This is a genomic window from Halobaculum sp. MBLA0143 (genome assembly GCF_041361465.1).
In the GTDB taxonomy this organism is placed as follows: domain Archaea; phylum Halobacteriota; class Halobacteria; order Halobacteriales; family Haloferacaceae; genus JAHENP01.
In genome coordinates, this window is the sequence record NZ_JBGKAC010000001.1 from 909,803 (window position 1) to 925,518 (window position 15,716).

The 15,716-nt window shown below is 68.1% G+C and carries 15 protein-coding genes; 11 read left to right on the forward strand and 4 right to left on the reverse strand.

What is annotated here, in order from left to right; translation table 11 throughout:
• Window positions 1-167 precede the first annotated feature (167 nt).
• From RYH79_RS04755 to RYH79_RS04765, 3 genes are all read left to right on the forward strand, one after another.
• Window positions 168-986, forward strand: coding sequence for a transcriptional regulator TbsP domain-containing protein (locus tag RYH79_RS04755; protein ID WP_370896745.1), 819 nt, complete (start codon window positions 168-170; stop codon window positions 984-986).
• Window positions 987-1,079: 93 nt separating this feature from the next.
• Entirely contained in the window at window positions 1,080-3,350 is a 2,271-nt protein-coding gene (tmcA, locus tag RYH79_RS04760; protein ID WP_370896747.1) for a tRNA(Met) cytidine acetyltransferase TmcA, read from the forward strand.
• 47 nt (window positions 3,351-3,397) lie between these two features.
• On the forward strand, window positions 3,398-3,529 hold the full coding sequence (locus RYH79_RS04765; protein ID WP_370896749.1) for a hypothetical protein: 132 nt from the start codon (window positions 3,398-3,400) through the stop codon (window positions 3,527-3,529).
• Here RYH79_RS04765 and RYH79_RS04770 read toward each other — a convergent pair.
• From RYH79_RS04770 to RYH79_RS04780, 3 genes are all read right to left on the reverse strand, one after another.
• On the reverse strand, window positions 3,526-4,215 hold the full coding sequence (locus RYH79_RS04770) for a hypothetical protein (RefSeq protein WP_370896751.1): 690 nt from the start codon (window positions 4,213-4,215) through the stop codon (window positions 3,526-3,528). The genes RYH79_RS04765 and RYH79_RS04770 overlap by 4 nt on opposite strands.
• Window positions 4,215-4,592 carry a hypothetical protein gene (locus RYH79_RS04775; protein ID WP_370896753.1) on the reverse strand — a complete coding sequence of 126 codons (378 nt, stop codon included), beginning with the start codon at window positions 4,590-4,592 and terminating at the stop codon, window positions 4,215-4,217. Before RYH79_RS04775 ends, RYH79_RS04770 begins: the two co-directional genes overlap by 1 nt.
• Before the next feature lie 61 nt (window positions 4,593-4,653).
• Window positions 4,654-5,013 carry a hypothetical protein gene (locus tag RYH79_RS04780; RefSeq protein WP_370896755.1) on the reverse strand — a complete coding sequence of 120 codons (360 nt, stop codon included), beginning with the start codon at window positions 5,011-5,013 and terminating at the stop codon, window positions 4,654-4,656.
• 88 nt (window positions 5,014-5,101) lie between these two features.
• Here RYH79_RS04780 and RYH79_RS04785 point away from each other — a divergent pair, with 88 nt between their 5' ends.
• From RYH79_RS04785 to RYH79_RS04800, 4 genes are all read left to right on the forward strand, one after another.
• The gene (locus tag RYH79_RS04785; protein WP_370896757.1) at window positions 5,102-5,893 is read left to right on the forward strand and encodes a hypothetical protein; all 792 of its coding nucleotides are present in this window, start codon (window positions 5,102-5,104) and stop codon (window positions 5,891-5,893) included.
• Between the two features lie 429 nt (window positions 5,894-6,322).
• Window positions 6,323-6,781 carry a hypothetical protein gene (locus RYH79_RS04790; protein WP_370896759.1) on the forward strand — a complete coding sequence of 153 codons (459 nt, stop codon included), beginning with the start codon at window positions 6,323-6,325 and terminating at the stop codon, window positions 6,779-6,781.
• A 413-nt stretch (window positions 6,782-7,194) separates the two neighbouring features.
• Entirely contained in the window at window positions 7,195-7,653 is a 459-nt protein-coding gene (locus RYH79_RS04795; RefSeq protein WP_370896761.1) for a hypothetical protein, read from the forward strand.
• Window positions 7,654-7,734: 81 nt separating this feature from the next.
• Window positions 7,735-7,875, forward strand: coding sequence for a hypothetical protein (locus tag RYH79_RS04800; protein ID WP_370896763.1), 141 nt, complete (start codon window positions 7,735-7,737; stop codon window positions 7,873-7,875).
• Here the strand turns inward: RYH79_RS04800 and RYH79_RS04805 are convergent.
• A complete protein-coding gene (locus RYH79_RS04805; protein WP_370896765.1) occupies window positions 7,872-10,490 on the reverse strand; it encodes a heavy metal translocating P-type ATPase in 2,619 nt (872 codons plus the stop codon). The genes RYH79_RS04800 and RYH79_RS04805 overlap by 4 nt on opposite strands.
• Before the next feature lie 231 nt (window positions 10,491-10,721).
• Between RYH79_RS04805 and RYH79_RS04810 the strand changes: the two genes are divergently transcribed.
• The 4 genes from RYH79_RS04810 (at window position 10,722) to surE (ending at window position 15,706) form a co-directional block, all read left to right on the forward strand.
• Entirely contained in the window at window positions 10,722-12,896 is a 2,175-nt protein-coding gene (locus RYH79_RS04810) for a beta-glucosidase (protein ID WP_370896767.1), read from the forward strand.
• Between the two features lie 187 nt (window positions 12,897-13,083).
• Window positions 13,084-14,457, forward strand: coding sequence for a glycosyltransferase family 2 protein (locus tag RYH79_RS04815; RefSeq protein WP_370896769.1), 1,374 nt, complete (start codon window positions 13,084-13,086; stop codon window positions 14,455-14,457).
• A gap of 120 nt (window positions 14,458-14,577) precedes the next feature.
• Window positions 14,578-14,778 (forward strand): heavy-metal-associated domain-containing protein, encoded by a 201-nt coding sequence (locus RYH79_RS04820; RefSeq protein WP_370896771.1) that lies wholly within the window; start codon window positions 14,578-14,580, stop codon window positions 14,776-14,778.
• Between the two features lie 91 nt (window positions 14,779-14,869).
• On the forward strand, window positions 14,870-15,706 hold the full coding sequence (surE, locus tag RYH79_RS04825; RefSeq protein WP_370896773.1) for a 5'/3'-nucleotidase SurE: 837 nt from the start codon (window positions 14,870-14,872) through the stop codon (window positions 15,704-15,706).
• Window positions 15,707-15,716 lie beyond the last annotated feature (10 nt).

Here is a 15,716-nt window from a genome sequence, read left to right on the forward strand (position 1 = left end):
TCGTCGATCGACGGCGTCTTACGGAGTCTCCTGTACGAACGTGTTCGTTCGTCGACGGCTCGAACGCCGATATCGGGGCGTTCGTGGTTGTTTCATTACAGTTTCTGCCTGGTACAGTCCTCTTACAGCCGGTGGTATTAACTTGTACGAGCGACATACCTTGTCGTATGGTGAAGGCAGAGAACTTACGCACCGACACGGCGAAAGGGGCACTGGAGGCAGTGTTCGAGCGGTGCGACGGCGAGACGTTCGTCGTCGACCCGTGGGTAGATATGCTGCGGGCCATCGCGGAGGCCGGCCGGTCGTTCGACGGCGACCTGCCGACGCTTCGCGTGCTCGCAGACGAAGACACCCTCCGGACCGCACGGAAGGACTTCACGCTCGGCTCGAAGCTGGCCGACATGGTGGACGCCGGCCACGCCGAGCTGCGATCGTACGACGTGACCAACAGCACGGCGTTCACCGACGGCGACGTGCTGTACTCACCGATCGAGGTGGGTGACAACGTCGCCGCGATCGCCGACACCGACGAGCCGTTCGTCACCGACACGTACGACACGCTGTGTGACCAGTGGGACGACGCAGCGACCTTCGATCTCCGGACCCCCGGGCGCAACTCCGTTCGAGAGACGATGTCTGCGGAGTTCGGAAAGACTCCCCAGGAGGACTTCGAGACGGTCGTCACCTCCATCGAGGGTGGCCGTAGCTCCCGTGAGCTGGACGAGGTGATCGTCTCGTTGCTCGTCGCCGCCAAGAACGAGCTGCTGCTGTACGACATCTCGAAGTGGGGGGAGAACGTCGGGCTCGCCAGCAAGGCGACGTTCTCTCGCCGCAAGAACGACCTCGAGGAGATGGGGATCGTCGAGACGGAGAAGTCGCCGACGGATGTCGGTCGGCCGCGCCAACGGCTGAAGCTCACCGACGAGCGGCTCCAGGAGGCGGACGGCGACCAACTGGCCGTCGTCGCACAGAACATCCTCCACTGATACCGGACGGCCATCCCGGCCGCCGACGGGCGAGGGGCGTCGTGCAGTCGGCGGGAGGGAAAGAGCCAACACCGGCGCCGCGGTAGCGACGGTGTGACAGAGATCGCTGCGGCCGTCGCCGCCCTGCGCCGCGAGGCACGGGCAACCGACGGTCGTCGGCTCCTCGCCGTCGTCGGCGAGAGCCACGAGACCTGTCGGGCGGTCGCCGACACCGCGACGGATCTGGCCGTGGTGTCTGGCGACGACTCTCACGACATCCTCGCAGAGTCCGTCGAGACGTACGAGCGACAGCCGGCTCCACACGCCGGCCGGCTGATGGGGACGACACACGAGACGGTCGTCTACGACGGGGTCGACGAGTTCTCGCCGGACGCCGTCGGCCGAACCGTCGGTGCCGTCGCCGGCGGCGGCCTGTACGTCCTCCTGCTGCCGACCGACTGGACCGACCGGACGGACGACTTCCGGGCGTCGCTGGCGGTCCCGCCGTTCGACGCCGCGGACCCGACGAACGCCTTCCGCGAACGGGTCCTGGAGACGTTCGACCACCCGGGTGTCGCGGTCTACGACGCCGACGAGGGCCGTCTCCGCCGTGACGGACTCACCGGTCGGGAACGGCCCCCACCCCGAAGCGACGGGACGCTCCCGGCGGACCCAGGGTTCCCGCTCGCGGCCTACGAGGCGTGTCGCACGGCCGACCAGGGGCGGAGTCTGCGTGCGTTAGAGCGGCTCCGCGAGCCCGAGACGGCAGTCGTCGTGGAGGCGGACCGCGGCCGCGGGAAGTCCACCGTCGCCGGGCTCGCCGCCGGCGCCCTCGCGGCCGCCGGCAGCGAGGTCGTCGTCACGGCACCCACGCGTTCCAACGCCGCCACCCTGTTACAGCGGGCGACCGAACTGACTGGGACGCTCGGCGCACGGTCGGGTACGGAGCCACTCGTCACGGCCGCCGGCGGCCGCGTGGCGTACGTCCCGCCGACGGAGGTGGCCGACCGAGCCGACGACGCCGACGCCGTCTTCGTCGACGAGGCGGCCGGGCTCCCGGTGGCGACGCTGTCCGCGACGCTGGCGGCCGACCGCGCGGCGTTCGTCACGACCGTCCACGGCTACGAGGGCGCCGGGCGTGGCTTCTCCGTCCGGTTCCGCGACCGACTCGCGGACGCCCGCCACACGGTCACGGAGACGCGGCCGACGGAGCCGATCCGACACGCTCCGGGCGACCCACTGGAGTCGTGGTCGTTCCGAGCCCTCGCGCTCGACGCTCGGCCGGCCGTCGACCAACTCCTCGCGGACGCGAGTCTCGCGGACGCGACGTACCGCAGACTGTCGACCGACCGACTCCGCACGGACGACCACCTCCTCCGGGAGGTGTTCGGACTGCTCGTCGTCGCCCACTACCGGACGGAGCCGACGGATCTCGCCCGACTCCTGGACGCGCCGAACCTCTCCGTCCACGCCCTGCTCGTCTCCGGCCACGTCGCCGCCGTCGCGCTCGTCGCCCGCGAGGGTGGGCTCTCGGAGCGTCGCCGCCGCGAGCTGTTCGACGGCGGTCGGATCCACGGCAACATGGTTCCGGATCTCCTGGGGGGACAGCTGCGGGACCCCGACGCCGCACGGCCGGTCGGCTACCGGGTCGTCCGGGTCGCCACACACGGCGTCCTCCGGCGGTCTGGCTTCGGCTCGCGGCTGTTGTCGGCCGTCGAGACCGACCTCGCAGACGGCGCCGACCGCCCGGGGTTCGCGCCCGCCGACTACTTCTCGTCCGGCTTCGGCGCCTCGCCGGGCGTCGTCGACTTCTGGCGTCAGAACGGCTACCGGACCGTCCACCTCTCGACGACCCGCAACGACACGAGCGGGGAACACTCCGCCGTCGTCGTCCGCCCGGTGACGGACGCCGGCCGAGCGTTCGCGGCCCGCCACGGCCAGGGGTTCCGCGACCGGGTCGCCGGCGTGCTCTCGGACGGACTCTCGGACCTCTCGCCGGATGTCGTCCGCGCGACCCTCCGCGCGTGTGGCGCCGACCCCGAACCACTACTAGAGTTGACCGACTACGAGTGGCGGGTCGTCGTCGGCGCCGGCACCGGCCCGACCGGCTACGGCGTCGCGCCGGACCCGTTCCGCCGGCTCGCCGTCGCGTGGTTCCTCGACACGGACGCGCCGGGCGACACTCCCGCCGACGACATCGACGCCCGCCGCGAGCGACTGCTCGTCCGGAAGGTGCTCCAGGGCCACGCCTGGGACGATGTCACGGAGGAACTCGGCTTCGTCTCCACGGGAGAGTGTATGCGGACGCTCGGGGAGACCGTCACGGCGCTCGTCGACCGCTTCGGCGGCGACCGCGCCGCCCGCGAGCGGGCCCGCTACGACTGACCGACGGTTCCGTGGGCTTAACGGCGCCCGTCGTGTACCGTCCCGACATGGGAATTCCGCCGGTCGACGCACTCGTCCGGGTGTTCGGACCGTTCGCACTGCCCGGACTGATCTTCGTGCTCGGACTCGTCGGCTACCTCGTGATCGTCGGGCTGAACAGGCTCGGGTTGGAGTTCTAATCCGGGCGACGGCTCGGGAGGACCGTCAGGTCGCCGAAGTCTCGGACGCGAACCGACAACTCGGCGTCCACCTCGACCGTACCGCCGACCGTCTTCAGTGCTCGCTGGCCCGGCGGAATATCGGGGTTGTCGACCGTCTCGTCGAGGGTGCGGCTCGTCTCGACGCTCACAGTCCCCACGTCGGCGCCGAACGACGCGCCCTCGCCACGGGCCGCCGTCGCGCGGCCGTTCGGGTGGTCGACGGTGGTCCCCTCGGGACCCACCTCCACGCCGAACTCCGGCGGTGAGAAGGGACGGGCCAGCGCGACCGTCTCGGTAGTCCGCCCGCGCGGTGCGGTCCGCGTGACGAGCGAGGTCGTCTCCTCGCCCCCGAAGGCCCGCTCGGACGCCTGTGCGACACCGGGACTCCCGTCGGGACCGTTCACGCCCGGACTGTCCCCCGTCGGCAGCGACTCCTGTCCGACCGGGCGCACGGTCCCCCGGTCTTCGTCGACGGTGTACGGCGGCAGCTCGTCCCAGTGGTACTTCTGGTACCGACTCGACTCCGGGAGGTCGTACGTCCGGTACACCTCGACGACCCGGACGGAGTCTCCGGAGGCCGCCGCCGCGGGGCCGACGAGCGCGGTGACGCCCGTCGCGCCGATTGTAGTCAGTACGTCTCGTCGTGCTGGCGTGTCTCGTGTCATCAGTTGTTGTTGTCGTCTTTAGAACAGTCGTCTGGCTTGCTCTGCTGACCGTTGCACTGGTTGTTCGCAACCTGTCTCACCGCCTCGATGGTGCAGTCGGTCAGCCGTTGGTCGTACCCCTCGAACTGCGTCCCGTCGCCGTCGCACGTCCCCTCGTTGTACTGATCACTCTCGTTGGCGTGGTACGTGAGCATCGGCGTCACCTCCCGATCCCGCACCTCACCGAGTCGATGCTCGTCGTAGTTGCTCCCCCCTCCGCCAACGAGCGCACTCTCTTCGATCTGCGAGAACCGGATGAAGCCGTGGAGCACCTCTTGAATTGCGGAGTTGCGCTGGAGTCCGTCGAAGCCACCACAGGCGGCTCCTGTGAAGGCCATGACGCCGCGCTTGAACGCGGAGGGGTTATTACAGGTGTCTGCGAGTTCACCACCGGCTGTGTTAGCAGCCCTCACTGTGGACCAGCATATGAATTCCGTTCATATCCTTGAGGTTCTGCCCCGTCCCGTTCTCGGAGCCAGTCTCCAGGTACGACCGGAACTTGCTCCTTAGGTCGTCCGTACCGCTGAAGCTGATGTCTGGGTACGAGATAGCCGACGACTGCGCGCGCTGTACATCGTAGTAGGACACGGCGTCGGCGGAGAGGAGCGTGGAGAATGCTCCGTCAATCGCCGACGGGATGTCGTCGCCCTTCCTCACGTAGTAGGTGTCCTCGTAGGACGTGTTGGGGTACAGACGGATGTACGCTCGCTTCTTCGTACACTCATCACCGCCGTTGTACAGTGGCTTGTATATGTTCACAATAGGCGGAATAAGGTGGAGACATTATTCGTTTCGAAATTAATCCACTACCACAAGACACATGAACTAGACCAATAATGAGTGGACTGTGGTAGAAGATAGCTCTCGTCGAAAGGTCCTCCAAATCCTTTCCGGGTCCGGACTAACGGTTTTGACGGGGTGTAACACGCTCGGGGGCGAGACGGAGAGCCCGTCGAGACGATCGCCGACACAGCGGCCCAGTCGGACGACCACCGCCACAGAAACTACTTCGCCAACAGACAGCCCTACCCCGACAGACACGTCAACTCCCGCAGACACCGCTTCGCCGACTGACTCCCCAATTCAGACGGATTCCCCCTCCCCAACGGACTCACCGACCCCGACAGACTCCCCCACACCGACTGCGACCCCAACGCCCACCGGCACACCGACGCCACGCGCGTGCGCTGGTATCGACCTCACGAAGGAGAACGGACTCTGGATTCGAATCGCGTTCGACCACGGTGTCACGCGCCCGGACGGCCGGGAGGTGTCGATCCGGATCGACTCGATCACGATGAGCGGTGCGACTGACGACTACGGGAAGACGTACGACGTAGGCAGCGACACAGACAAAATCGAGTTCGTCGACGGTGCGTACGACCCCGAGCGCTCCGGGGGGCGGACGTATCGGTGGTTCGAGCCGACGTTCACACTCCAGTTTCCGACACACCTGTACTGGGACTTCCACAGTGGGATCACAGCCGAAGCCGACACCTCCGCGTACGACGACGACGTGCTTCTCACCCGTTGTTCGAAGATGTTCGACCGACAGCGACTCTCACCGCGGTCGTGGCACGAAGTAGACTTTCCGTTCTATCGCTACGGGTCCCCGGAGCCGAGGACGCCGGACAACTGACGGTGACTCCGGTACGAGCGTCCCCGATCACGGGTCCTCGACTTCACTAATGAAGTATTTATGAATTCACAAGAAGACAATGAGATCCACCACAGCATGCCGGGAGACAGCTCACGCCGGAAGGTCCTCCAACTCCTCTCCGCCTCCAGCATCACGGTCCTCACTGGGTGTAACGCACTCGGTGGTGAGACGGAAAGTCCGTCGAGACGACCGCCGACACAGCGGCCCAGTCGGACAGCCACACCTACAGACACACCTTCACCGACGGACAGCCCCACCCCGACAGACACACGCTCTCCCACAGACACTGCTTCGCCGACGGACTCTCCGACCCCGACAGACAGTCCCACCCCAACGGACTCTCCGACCCCGACAGACTCCCCCACACCGACAGACAGCCCGACACCGACCGGCACACCGACGCCTCGCGTGTGCGCTGGAATCGACCTCACGAAGGAGAACGGACTCTGGATTCGAATCGCGTTCGACCGCGGTGTCACGCTCCCGGACGGCCGGGAGGTGTCGATCCGGATCGACTCGATCACGATGAGCGGTGCGACTGACAACTACGGGAAGACGTACGACGTAGGCAGCGACACGGACAAGATCGAGTTCGTCGACGGGGCGTACGAACCCGAGCGCTCCGGGGGGCGGACGTACCGGTGGTTCGAGCCGACGTTCACGCTCCAGTTCCCGACGCACACCTACTGGGACTTCCACAGTGGGATCACAGCCGAAGCCGACACCTCCGCGTACGACGACGACGTGGTCCTCACCCGTTGCTCGGATGACTTCGACCGACAACGAGTTTCGCCGAAGTCGTGGCACGAAGTCTACTTCGGGTTCATTCGCTTCGGTCCTGCAAAACCGAGGACGCCGAACAACTGACGTGGTGACGCCGATACGAGCGTGTCTGATAGTGGTTCGTCGACTTCACTAATGAAATATTTATAAGTACACGACCGAGGATGCAATTCGCCGCAGACATGCCGGGAGACAGTTCACGCCGGAAGGTCCTCCAACTCCTCTCTGCCTCGGGCGTCGCGGCCCTCACTGGGTGTAACGCGCTCGGCGGCGAGACGGAGAGCCCGTCGAGACGCCCGCCGACACAGCGGCCCAGTCGGACAGCCACCGCCACAGAGACACCGTCTCCCACAGACAGCCCCACCTCGACAGACACGCCGACTCCGACAGACACCGCCTCGCCGACGGACTCTGCAACTCCGACAGACAGGCCGACACCGACAGACAGCCCGACACCGACAGATAGCCCGACACCGACCGGCACACCGACACCCCGTGTGTGCGCAGGCATCGGTCTCACGAGTGAGAACGGACTCTGGATTCGAATCGCGTTCGATCGCGGTGTCACACTCCCGGACGGCCGGGAGGTGTCGATCCGGATCGACTCGATCAGGATGCGCGGTGGGACTGGCAACCCCGGGAAGACGTACGACGTAGGCAGCGACACAGACAAGATCGAGTTCGTCGACGGCGCGTACGACCCCGAGCGGTCCGGTGGGCGAACGTACCGGTGGTTCGAACCGACGTTCACACTCCAGTTCCCGACGCACCTGCACTGGAACTTCCACGCCGGAATCACGGTTGAGGCCGACACCTCCGCGTACGACGACGACGTGCTTCTCACCCGTTGCTCGAAGGAGTTCGATCGGCAGCGTGTTTCGCCGGACTCGTGGAACGAAGTCTACTTCGGATTCCGTCGGTTCGGTCCCCCCGAGCCCCAGACACCAGACGGCTGACACTGCGACACCCTGCGACGACACCACCCGCCGACCGCTGTCACCGACACGACTACGACCCACCCCGACCTACCGCCGTCGATGCGTCTCCGTTCGTTCGACGTCGGTCTCCTCCACCTCCTGACGTTCCTCTCGGCGGTCGTGCTGGGGCTCCTCCTGCTGTACCTCGTCGTCGAACTCGCCGCCGACCTAGAGACGGTGTTGTCGGAGCTGTTCGGTTAGTCGCGCCGGAACAGCCCGGCCAGCGAGTACCGCTCGTCCGGGTCGTACCGTCGGAACAGGAGGCTGTTCGACAGGACGGACACGGAGGAGGCGGCCATCGCGGCCGCGGCGAGCACGGGCTGGAGCAGGCCCAGCGAGGCCAACGGGATCAGGACGGTGTTGTACCCCAGCGCCCACACGAGGTTCTGGCGGATCTTCGACATCGTCCCCTCGGAGACGTTCAGCGCCCGGACCACGTCGTACGGGTCCGACCGCATGAGCGTCACGTCGCCGGCTTCCACGGCCACGTCCGTGCCCGAGCCGATGGCGACGCCGACGGCGGCGGTCGCCAGCGCCGGCGCGTCGTTGACGCCGTCGCCGACCATCGCCACGCGACTGCCGTCCGACTGGATCGTCTCGACGGCGTCGGCCTTGTCGTCCGGCAACACCTCGGCACGGACGTTGTCGGGGTCGATCCCGACCGTCTCCGCGACGGCGGCCGCGGTCCGCTCGTTGTCGCCGGTGAGCATGTGGACGGCGACACCGCGCTCCCGCAGCGCCGTCACCGCGTCGACCGCGGTGGGCTTCACCTCGTCGGCCACCGCGAGCACGCCCAGGAGTTCGCCGTCACACGCGGCCGCGACGGCCGTCTTCCCCTCCGACTGGAGGTCGGCGACGACGGACTCCGCCGGCCCCACCGTCACGCCGCGGTCGGCCAGCAACGAGAGCTTGCCGACGACCACGTCGCCGTGCTCCGTCCGGGCGCGGATCCCCCGGCCGGAGACGTTCTGGAGCGCGGTGAGATCGCCCGGTTCGACACCGCGCTCGCGGGCGCCGGCGACGATCGCCTCCCCGATCGGGTGTTCACTGCCGTTCTCCGCGGTCGCCGCGACCGCGAGCAGTCGCTCCGTCGCGGTCGGATCGTCTCCGGCCGCCTCCTCACCCTCGGGAGCGCCGTCCCCGCCGTGCTCCACCGCGCCGTCCGTCGTCGGCCGGATCGGGCGCACGTCCGTCAGCTCCATCTCCCCTTCGGTGAGGGTGCCGGTCTTGTCGAACACGACCGTGTCGATCCGGCCGACCCGTTCCAACACGTCCCCGCCGTCGAACAGGACGCCGGCCTGGGCGCCGATGGTAGTGCCGACCATCGTCGCCGCCGGCGTCGCCAGCCCGAGCGCACACGGACAGGCGATCAACACCGCCGACGCGAACACGAGTACGGCGAACTCCGTGGCGCCGACCGCCGCCGGGCCGCCGGCGGCCAGCCCCCAGATGGGGAGTGTGGCGACGAAGTCGGCGAGCGCGCCGGGAGCGAGCGCCCAGACTGCCCCCCACAGGAGAGCGTTGCCGATCACCGCCGGGACGAAGTACGCCGAGATCCGGTCGGCGACCTGTTGGATCTCCGGCTGTCGGGACTGGGCTTCCTTCACGCGCCGGACGATCTGCTCGATGGCCGTCTCCTCGCCCACGCGAGTCGCCTCGATCACGAGCACACCCTGCTCGTTGACGGTCGCGCCGATCACCTCGTCGCCGGGCGCCTTCGACACCGGGACGGACTCCCCGGTGACGGTCGACTCGTCGACGGCCGACTCACCCTCGACCACCTCGCCGTCCGTCGGCACCGTCTCGCCGGGGCGCACCTTCAGCCGGTCGCCGACAGTCACGTCCTCGAGTGGCACCTCGCGTTCGACCGTGTTGCCGTCGTCGTCCGTCTCCAGCCGCGTGGCGGTGTCGGCCTCCAACTCCAGCAGCGACCGGAGCGCCTCGCCGGCCTGCCCCTTCGAGCGGGCTTCGAGGTAGTTGCCGAGCGTGATGAACGTCAGGATCAGCGCCGCGGTGTCGAAGTACAGCCCCGCGCTCGGGAGCAGCCCGACGAGCGCGACGACGGAGTAACCGAACGCCGTCGACGACCCCAGCGCGATCAACACGTCCATGTTCGCGGTGCGGTTCTTCACGATCGCGTCGTAGCTGTTGGCGTAGAACTCTCGGCCGAGCACGACCTGGGCGACGGACGCCAGCCCGAACTGGAGCCAGCCGACGGAGCCCCCCCCGACTGTCGCCGGCAGGAGCTCCCCGCCGAACAGGAGGTGGTCGGCCATGAACGCCAACAGCGGGACGGAGACGGCGACACCGACGAGCGTGAGGTTGCGTTGTCGCCGGATCTCCGCCGTCCGGGCGGCCTCTCGGCGGTCCGCCTCACTCTCCGCCCCGTCGTCGTCCCCGCGGACGGGGCTGTACCCCGCCGTCTCGACGGCGTCGTCGATCTCCGCGCGCGTCACCGCGTCCGGGAGATACTCGACGTGTGCCTCGTCGGCCGCGAAGTTGGCGGCCACGTCGACGACCCCTGCGACCGATCCGACGGCGTCTTCCACCGTGCCGGCGCAGTTCGCACACGTCATGTCGGTGATCCCGACGGTCGTCTCGGCGGTGACGGGCTCGTAACCCGCCGCCTCGATCGCCTCGATCACCGCCGACAGGTCCGTCTCCGCCGGGTCGTACGACACCGTCGCCTCGTCCGTGGCGAAGTTGGCCGACGCTTCCGACACTCCGGACAGCGTCTCCAACCGCTCCGTGACGGTGTTCACGCAGTTGGCACAGCTCATCCCGCCGACGCCGACTGTGACTCGCTCCACTGTCATCACCCACCTGTATCTACGGGTTCCTCACTCATTGCGTTTTCTATTTAAAAGACACTGGTGGAAGACACTGACGAGTTCAGTTACCAAAGTACCGAGGGAGGTACGCCACCGTCGGCGAAAAACAGACACGACCGGGTTCCGGGTCGTCGTGGGGGGACCGGCGAGGAGCCAGGCTCCTCGTGGGACTGTGCGGTGGTTTCAAATCCAAAGCCGACACAACGAGCAGACAGTGTGGGCGAGGAGCCGGAGCGACAGACAGGGTCGCCCAGCGACCCCGGCCGACAGATGACCGCCGGTGACAGTCTCGACGGCGCGACGCTGTCGGAGAAACTGCAGTTACTCCGTGGAGAGGTGGACCCGACGGGTCGAGCGACCGGCTACCTGCCGGGTGTCGAACGGCTCGGCGTCGAGCCGCTGCGGTTCGTCGACGGGCCGTTGGGGGTCGTCGACGGGGAGTCGACTGCGTTCCCGGCGACAGTCGCGTTGGGCGCGAGCTGGGACCCGGAGCTGGCGCGGCGGTTCGGTCGTGCGCTCGGTCGCGAGACGCGCGCGAACGGCCACGACGTCGTGCTCGCGCCCGGTGCGAATCTGGTTCGTGTCCCGACGTGTGGCCGGAACTTCGAGTACCCCGGAGAGGACCCGCACCACGCCGCCCGGCTCACGGCTGCGACCGTCGCCGGCGTCGAGGCGACCGGTGCCGGGGCGACGCTGAAACACTTCGTCGTCAACAACCAGGAACGGAACCGCGACAAACTGAACGTCGTCGTCGGCGAGCGAGCGCTCCGGGAGCTGTACCTCCCGGCGTTCCGTGCCGGAGTCGACGCCGGGGCGTCTGTCGTGATGACGGCGTACAACCGTGTGGGTGGCCACTACGCGAGCGAACACCGGCGACTGCTGGAGAGGGTCCTCCGCCGGCGTTGGGGGTTCGACGGCGTGACAGTCTCGGACTGGTGGGGCACACACGACACGGTGGCGGCCGCGACGGCGGGACTCGACGTCGAGATGCCGGGCGTCTCGCCGGTCGCTCGACGCGCGCCCGACAGTCGGCTGGCGCGGCTCGTCGAGACGGTCGGCCTGTCGGAGCGACTGGGACTGTCGGTCCCGCTCTACTGGCGTGTCGTCGACCGGTTGCTCGCGGAAGACGGCCAGCCGGAACCGTACCCACCGGCAGTGTTCGACGACCGGCTCCGGCGAGCAGTCGACCGCGGAGCCGTCCCGGAGACCCGGGTCGACAAGGCTGCCCGCCGGGTCGCACGTCTCGCAGCCGACGGGAGAGACTCCCGACGGCCGTCCGTCGACCGCGACGCGCACCGACGGCTCGCCGAGACGGTCGCGGTTCGTGGGACCGTTCTCCTCCAGAACCGTGGTCTGCTCCCGCTCGACGGGGAACAGTTGGCCGTCCTCGGCCCGGCGGCAGACGAGGCGAAGGTGAGCGGAGGGGGGAGTGCCGCCGTCACCCCGTCGACGACGGTCGACCCGGTCACTGCGCTCCGTCGAACCGCGCGAGTGACGTTCGAACGGGGTGTGCCGCGCGCGACGGTGGGGCGGTCGGCGCCCGTCTGGCGGCGTGTCGGGTGGGACCGACACCCAGAGACGGACATCGGTGCGGCGACGCGAACGGCGGCGGCGGCAGACGCCGCGGTCGTGGTCGTCGAAGACGACGCCGGCGAGAGCGCAGACCGGTCGTCGCTCCGACTCCCCGGTCTGCAGGACCGACTCGTCCGTGCGGTCGCAGCAGCGAACCCACAGACGGTCGTGGTCTGTCGGACGAGCGGTCCCGTCGCGATGCCGTGGCGAGACGACGTAGCTGCAATCGTCCAGACCTGGTACCCGGGGCAGGCAGACGGCGACGCGCTCGCGGCCGTGTTGAACGGACGCGACCCCGGTGGACGGCTCCCGGTCACGTTCGGTGAACGATTCGACAGCTATCCGGTGAGGACCGACAGGCAGTACCCCGGGGTCGACGGTAACGTCCACTACGACGAGGGTGTGTTCGTCGGCTACCGCGGGTTCGACCGGGACGGCCTCGACCCGACGTTTCCGTTCGGACACGGACTGTCGTACGCCGACTTCGAGTACGACGAAGCGGTCGTCACCACGGGTGAGGAGGGGCTGTCGGTGGATATCACGGTACGGAACGTCGCGGACCGGCCGGGACGAGAGGTGGTCCAAGCGTACGTCGTTCCGCCGGCGACGGAGGTTCCTCGTCCGGAGCGCGAACTCGGGTGGTTCCGACCGGTCCGCCTCGACGGCGGGGCGTCCCGCCGTCTCACCGGGAGTATCCCCCGTCGCAGACTCGCACGGTTCGACACCGACGACGGGTGGGTCGTCGACAGCGGTCAGTACGAGGTACTGATCGGTCGGTCCAGCCGTGACGCCCGCCTCTCCGACACTGTCCGGCTGTGAGCAGGCGTGAGTCGCCCCCGGCAGTGAGGGGGCAGAGGGAACCACACCGACCGGAGCTCTGCGCGCGAATCTGTATGAGTAGAATCGGCCGTCCCCGTCGACTCTGCGTACCGCGATTCCCCCGACAACACTAGATTGTGACTTCGGGATGGAGAGGGGAAGTGGTGAGGGACCAGTGGGTAGTTCAATGGCAGACAGTAACTCCGTGTCGGCCCTCCGCAGACTGTGGTCGCGGGCGACGGCGAGGCTCCCTCGTCTGGGTGGTTTCGGTGAACGTGTAGAGGTCGCCCTGTTCGGGCTCGTGATCGGTGCCGTCGTCGTGACGGGCTACGTACAGGGACAGCTCGTGTTCGTGCTTCCGATTCCCTCCGTGTTCGGCGGCGACGCCGTCACCGTGTTGCAGGCGACGGTCGCGTGTCTCACGCTCACTGGACTGTTCGGGCTCTCGATGCTCGTGTTGCTCGGCCAGTTGGGTCGCGACGACCAGACAGAGCTCCCCACGACCGGACCGAGTGTCACGGCCGTGGTCCCCGTCCACGGTGACGAGAGTGTGCTCCACCGGAGTGTGGTGTCGTTGCTCCAGAGTCGGTACCGGGATCTGTCGGTCGTGATCGTCGCGGAACCGGACGACGAGGCGTCGATCCGGCGGGGGAGAGCCCTCGCACGCCACGACCAGGTCGAACTGCTCGTCAACGGCAACCCCGGGACGAAGGCCGGCGCGATCGACTACGCCGCGGCGGAGACGACGAGTGAACTGCTCGCCGTGTTCGACGCAGACGAGCGAGTCGATCCGCGGTTCGTCTCCAGTGCGGTCGCGCGTATCGACGACGACCGAGCAGACGTCGTCCAAGGGCGGACGATTCCGGAGCCGGAGGGGCTCACCGGACTCGCCGCTTACTACGAGTCGGTCGTGCTCGGTGACCTGAGCCAACGACTCCTGACGGCTCTGACGGGGTTCACCGTCGCAGCCAGTCGGACAGTCGTGATGCGCCGGTCGGCGTTCGACGCCGTCGACGGGTACGACCCGAAGATGCTCACCGAAGACTACGCGTTCGCGTTCGACTGTTACTGCAGTGAGGTCGACGTCGCCGAACAGTTCTCGTTCGCCTCGACGATCGAGGCGGCACACAACCCGGTCGACTGGTGGGGCCAACGGAAACGGTGGATGACCGGCTACGCACAGGTGTTACACAGGCTCGTCGGTCGCGGTCTCCGTCGGCTCTGGTCGGGAGAGGGGACACACCGGGACGTGCTCGCGCCGGCCATCTGTGCGTCGTCCGTGTTCGGCAACGTGTTCATGCTGTCACTCCTCCCGAAGGCGGCGGTCCTCGTCGCCCACGGACAGGGCCGGTGGCTCGCGTTGCCCGGGTTCACGCTGATCGGTGCCGCGCTCGCGCTCCGTGTGTACGACACGACGAGGGGCCGTCTCGGGTCGATCGGGGTCGGCTACCTGTTGCTCCCGGCAGTGTTACCGTTGTACAGCCTCGCCGGGATCAAGGCCGTCGTAGAGTACCTGTTCACCTGGAACGGGGAGTGGTACAGCGTCTCGAAGGGGAGCTGAGCCGACACAGCTCGCCGTCTCGGAACGCGACGCGCTCGCGAGCAGAGGCACCGCCGGTCGCCGCCGTCGCGGCCGGACGGAAAGCGAAACCGTCGTCTACCGTTGTCACCGAGTGTGGGTGTGGCCACAGAGCTGACTGTCACCGGGATGAGCTGTACAGACTGTGAGGCGAGCGTCGTCGAGGCGTTGGAGGCGTTGTCGGGCGCCGAGTCGGCGACGGCGGACCACGAGACGGACACCGCGACTGTCTCTGGAGAGGTCGACCCGTTGGACGCCATCGTCGCCGTCGAGGACGCTGGATACGAGGCAGACTCCGCCTGAGTCGCGGCGGGACGCGGCCGTCTCCGACGGTCGCACGGCCGGCGGAGCCGGCAACGACGCGTTTTTTCCCACGGCCGCGCGACCACTCTACATGGACGAGACGGACGCCGAGCCGAAGCCGGACACCGAGACGCCGCGGCTCCTCCTGACGAACGACGACGGGATCGAGAGCCCCGGCTTCCGGGCGTTGTACGACGAGCTGACGGAGTTCGCGGAGGTGGTCGCCGTCGCGCCGGCCGACGACCGCAGCGCGGTCGGGCGGGCGATGTCGACGGACGTACGCGTGACGGAACACGAGCTCGGCTACGCCATCCACGGCACTCCGGCCGACTGCACGGTCGCCGGGCTGGAGGCGCTGTGTCCGGACGTGGACATGGTGGTTTCCGGCTGCAACAAGGGAGCGAACCTGGGGGCGTACGTCCTGGGGCGCTCCGGGACGGTGTCGGCGGCCGTCGAGGCGGCGTTCTTCGACGTGCCGGCGGTCGCAGTGTCACAGTACGTCCCGGAGCCCGAGGAGGGCGACTGGCGCGAGCAGGCGACGGCCGTCGCCGACTACGACCTGGCCGCGGACGTAACCGGATTCCTCGTGGACCACGCCACGGACGCCGGCGTGTTCGAGCAGGCAGACTACCTCAACGTCAACGTCCCGATGGCGACCGACGACCCGTCGATGGTGATCACCCGGCCGTCGACGATGTACGACATGGCCGCCGACCGTGACGGCGACACGGTCACGCTCCACGACCGGATTTGGGAACGGATGGGCCGCGGGGACATCCCCGACCCCGTCGGAACGGACCGCCGCGCGGTCGTGGACGGCGACGTGTCCGTCTCCCCGTTGACGGCACCCCACACCACCCGCCACCACGAGGCGTTGGACGGACTCGCCGAGGTGTACGAGCCGCCGACGCCGGCGCAGGCGGACTGACGGGACACGA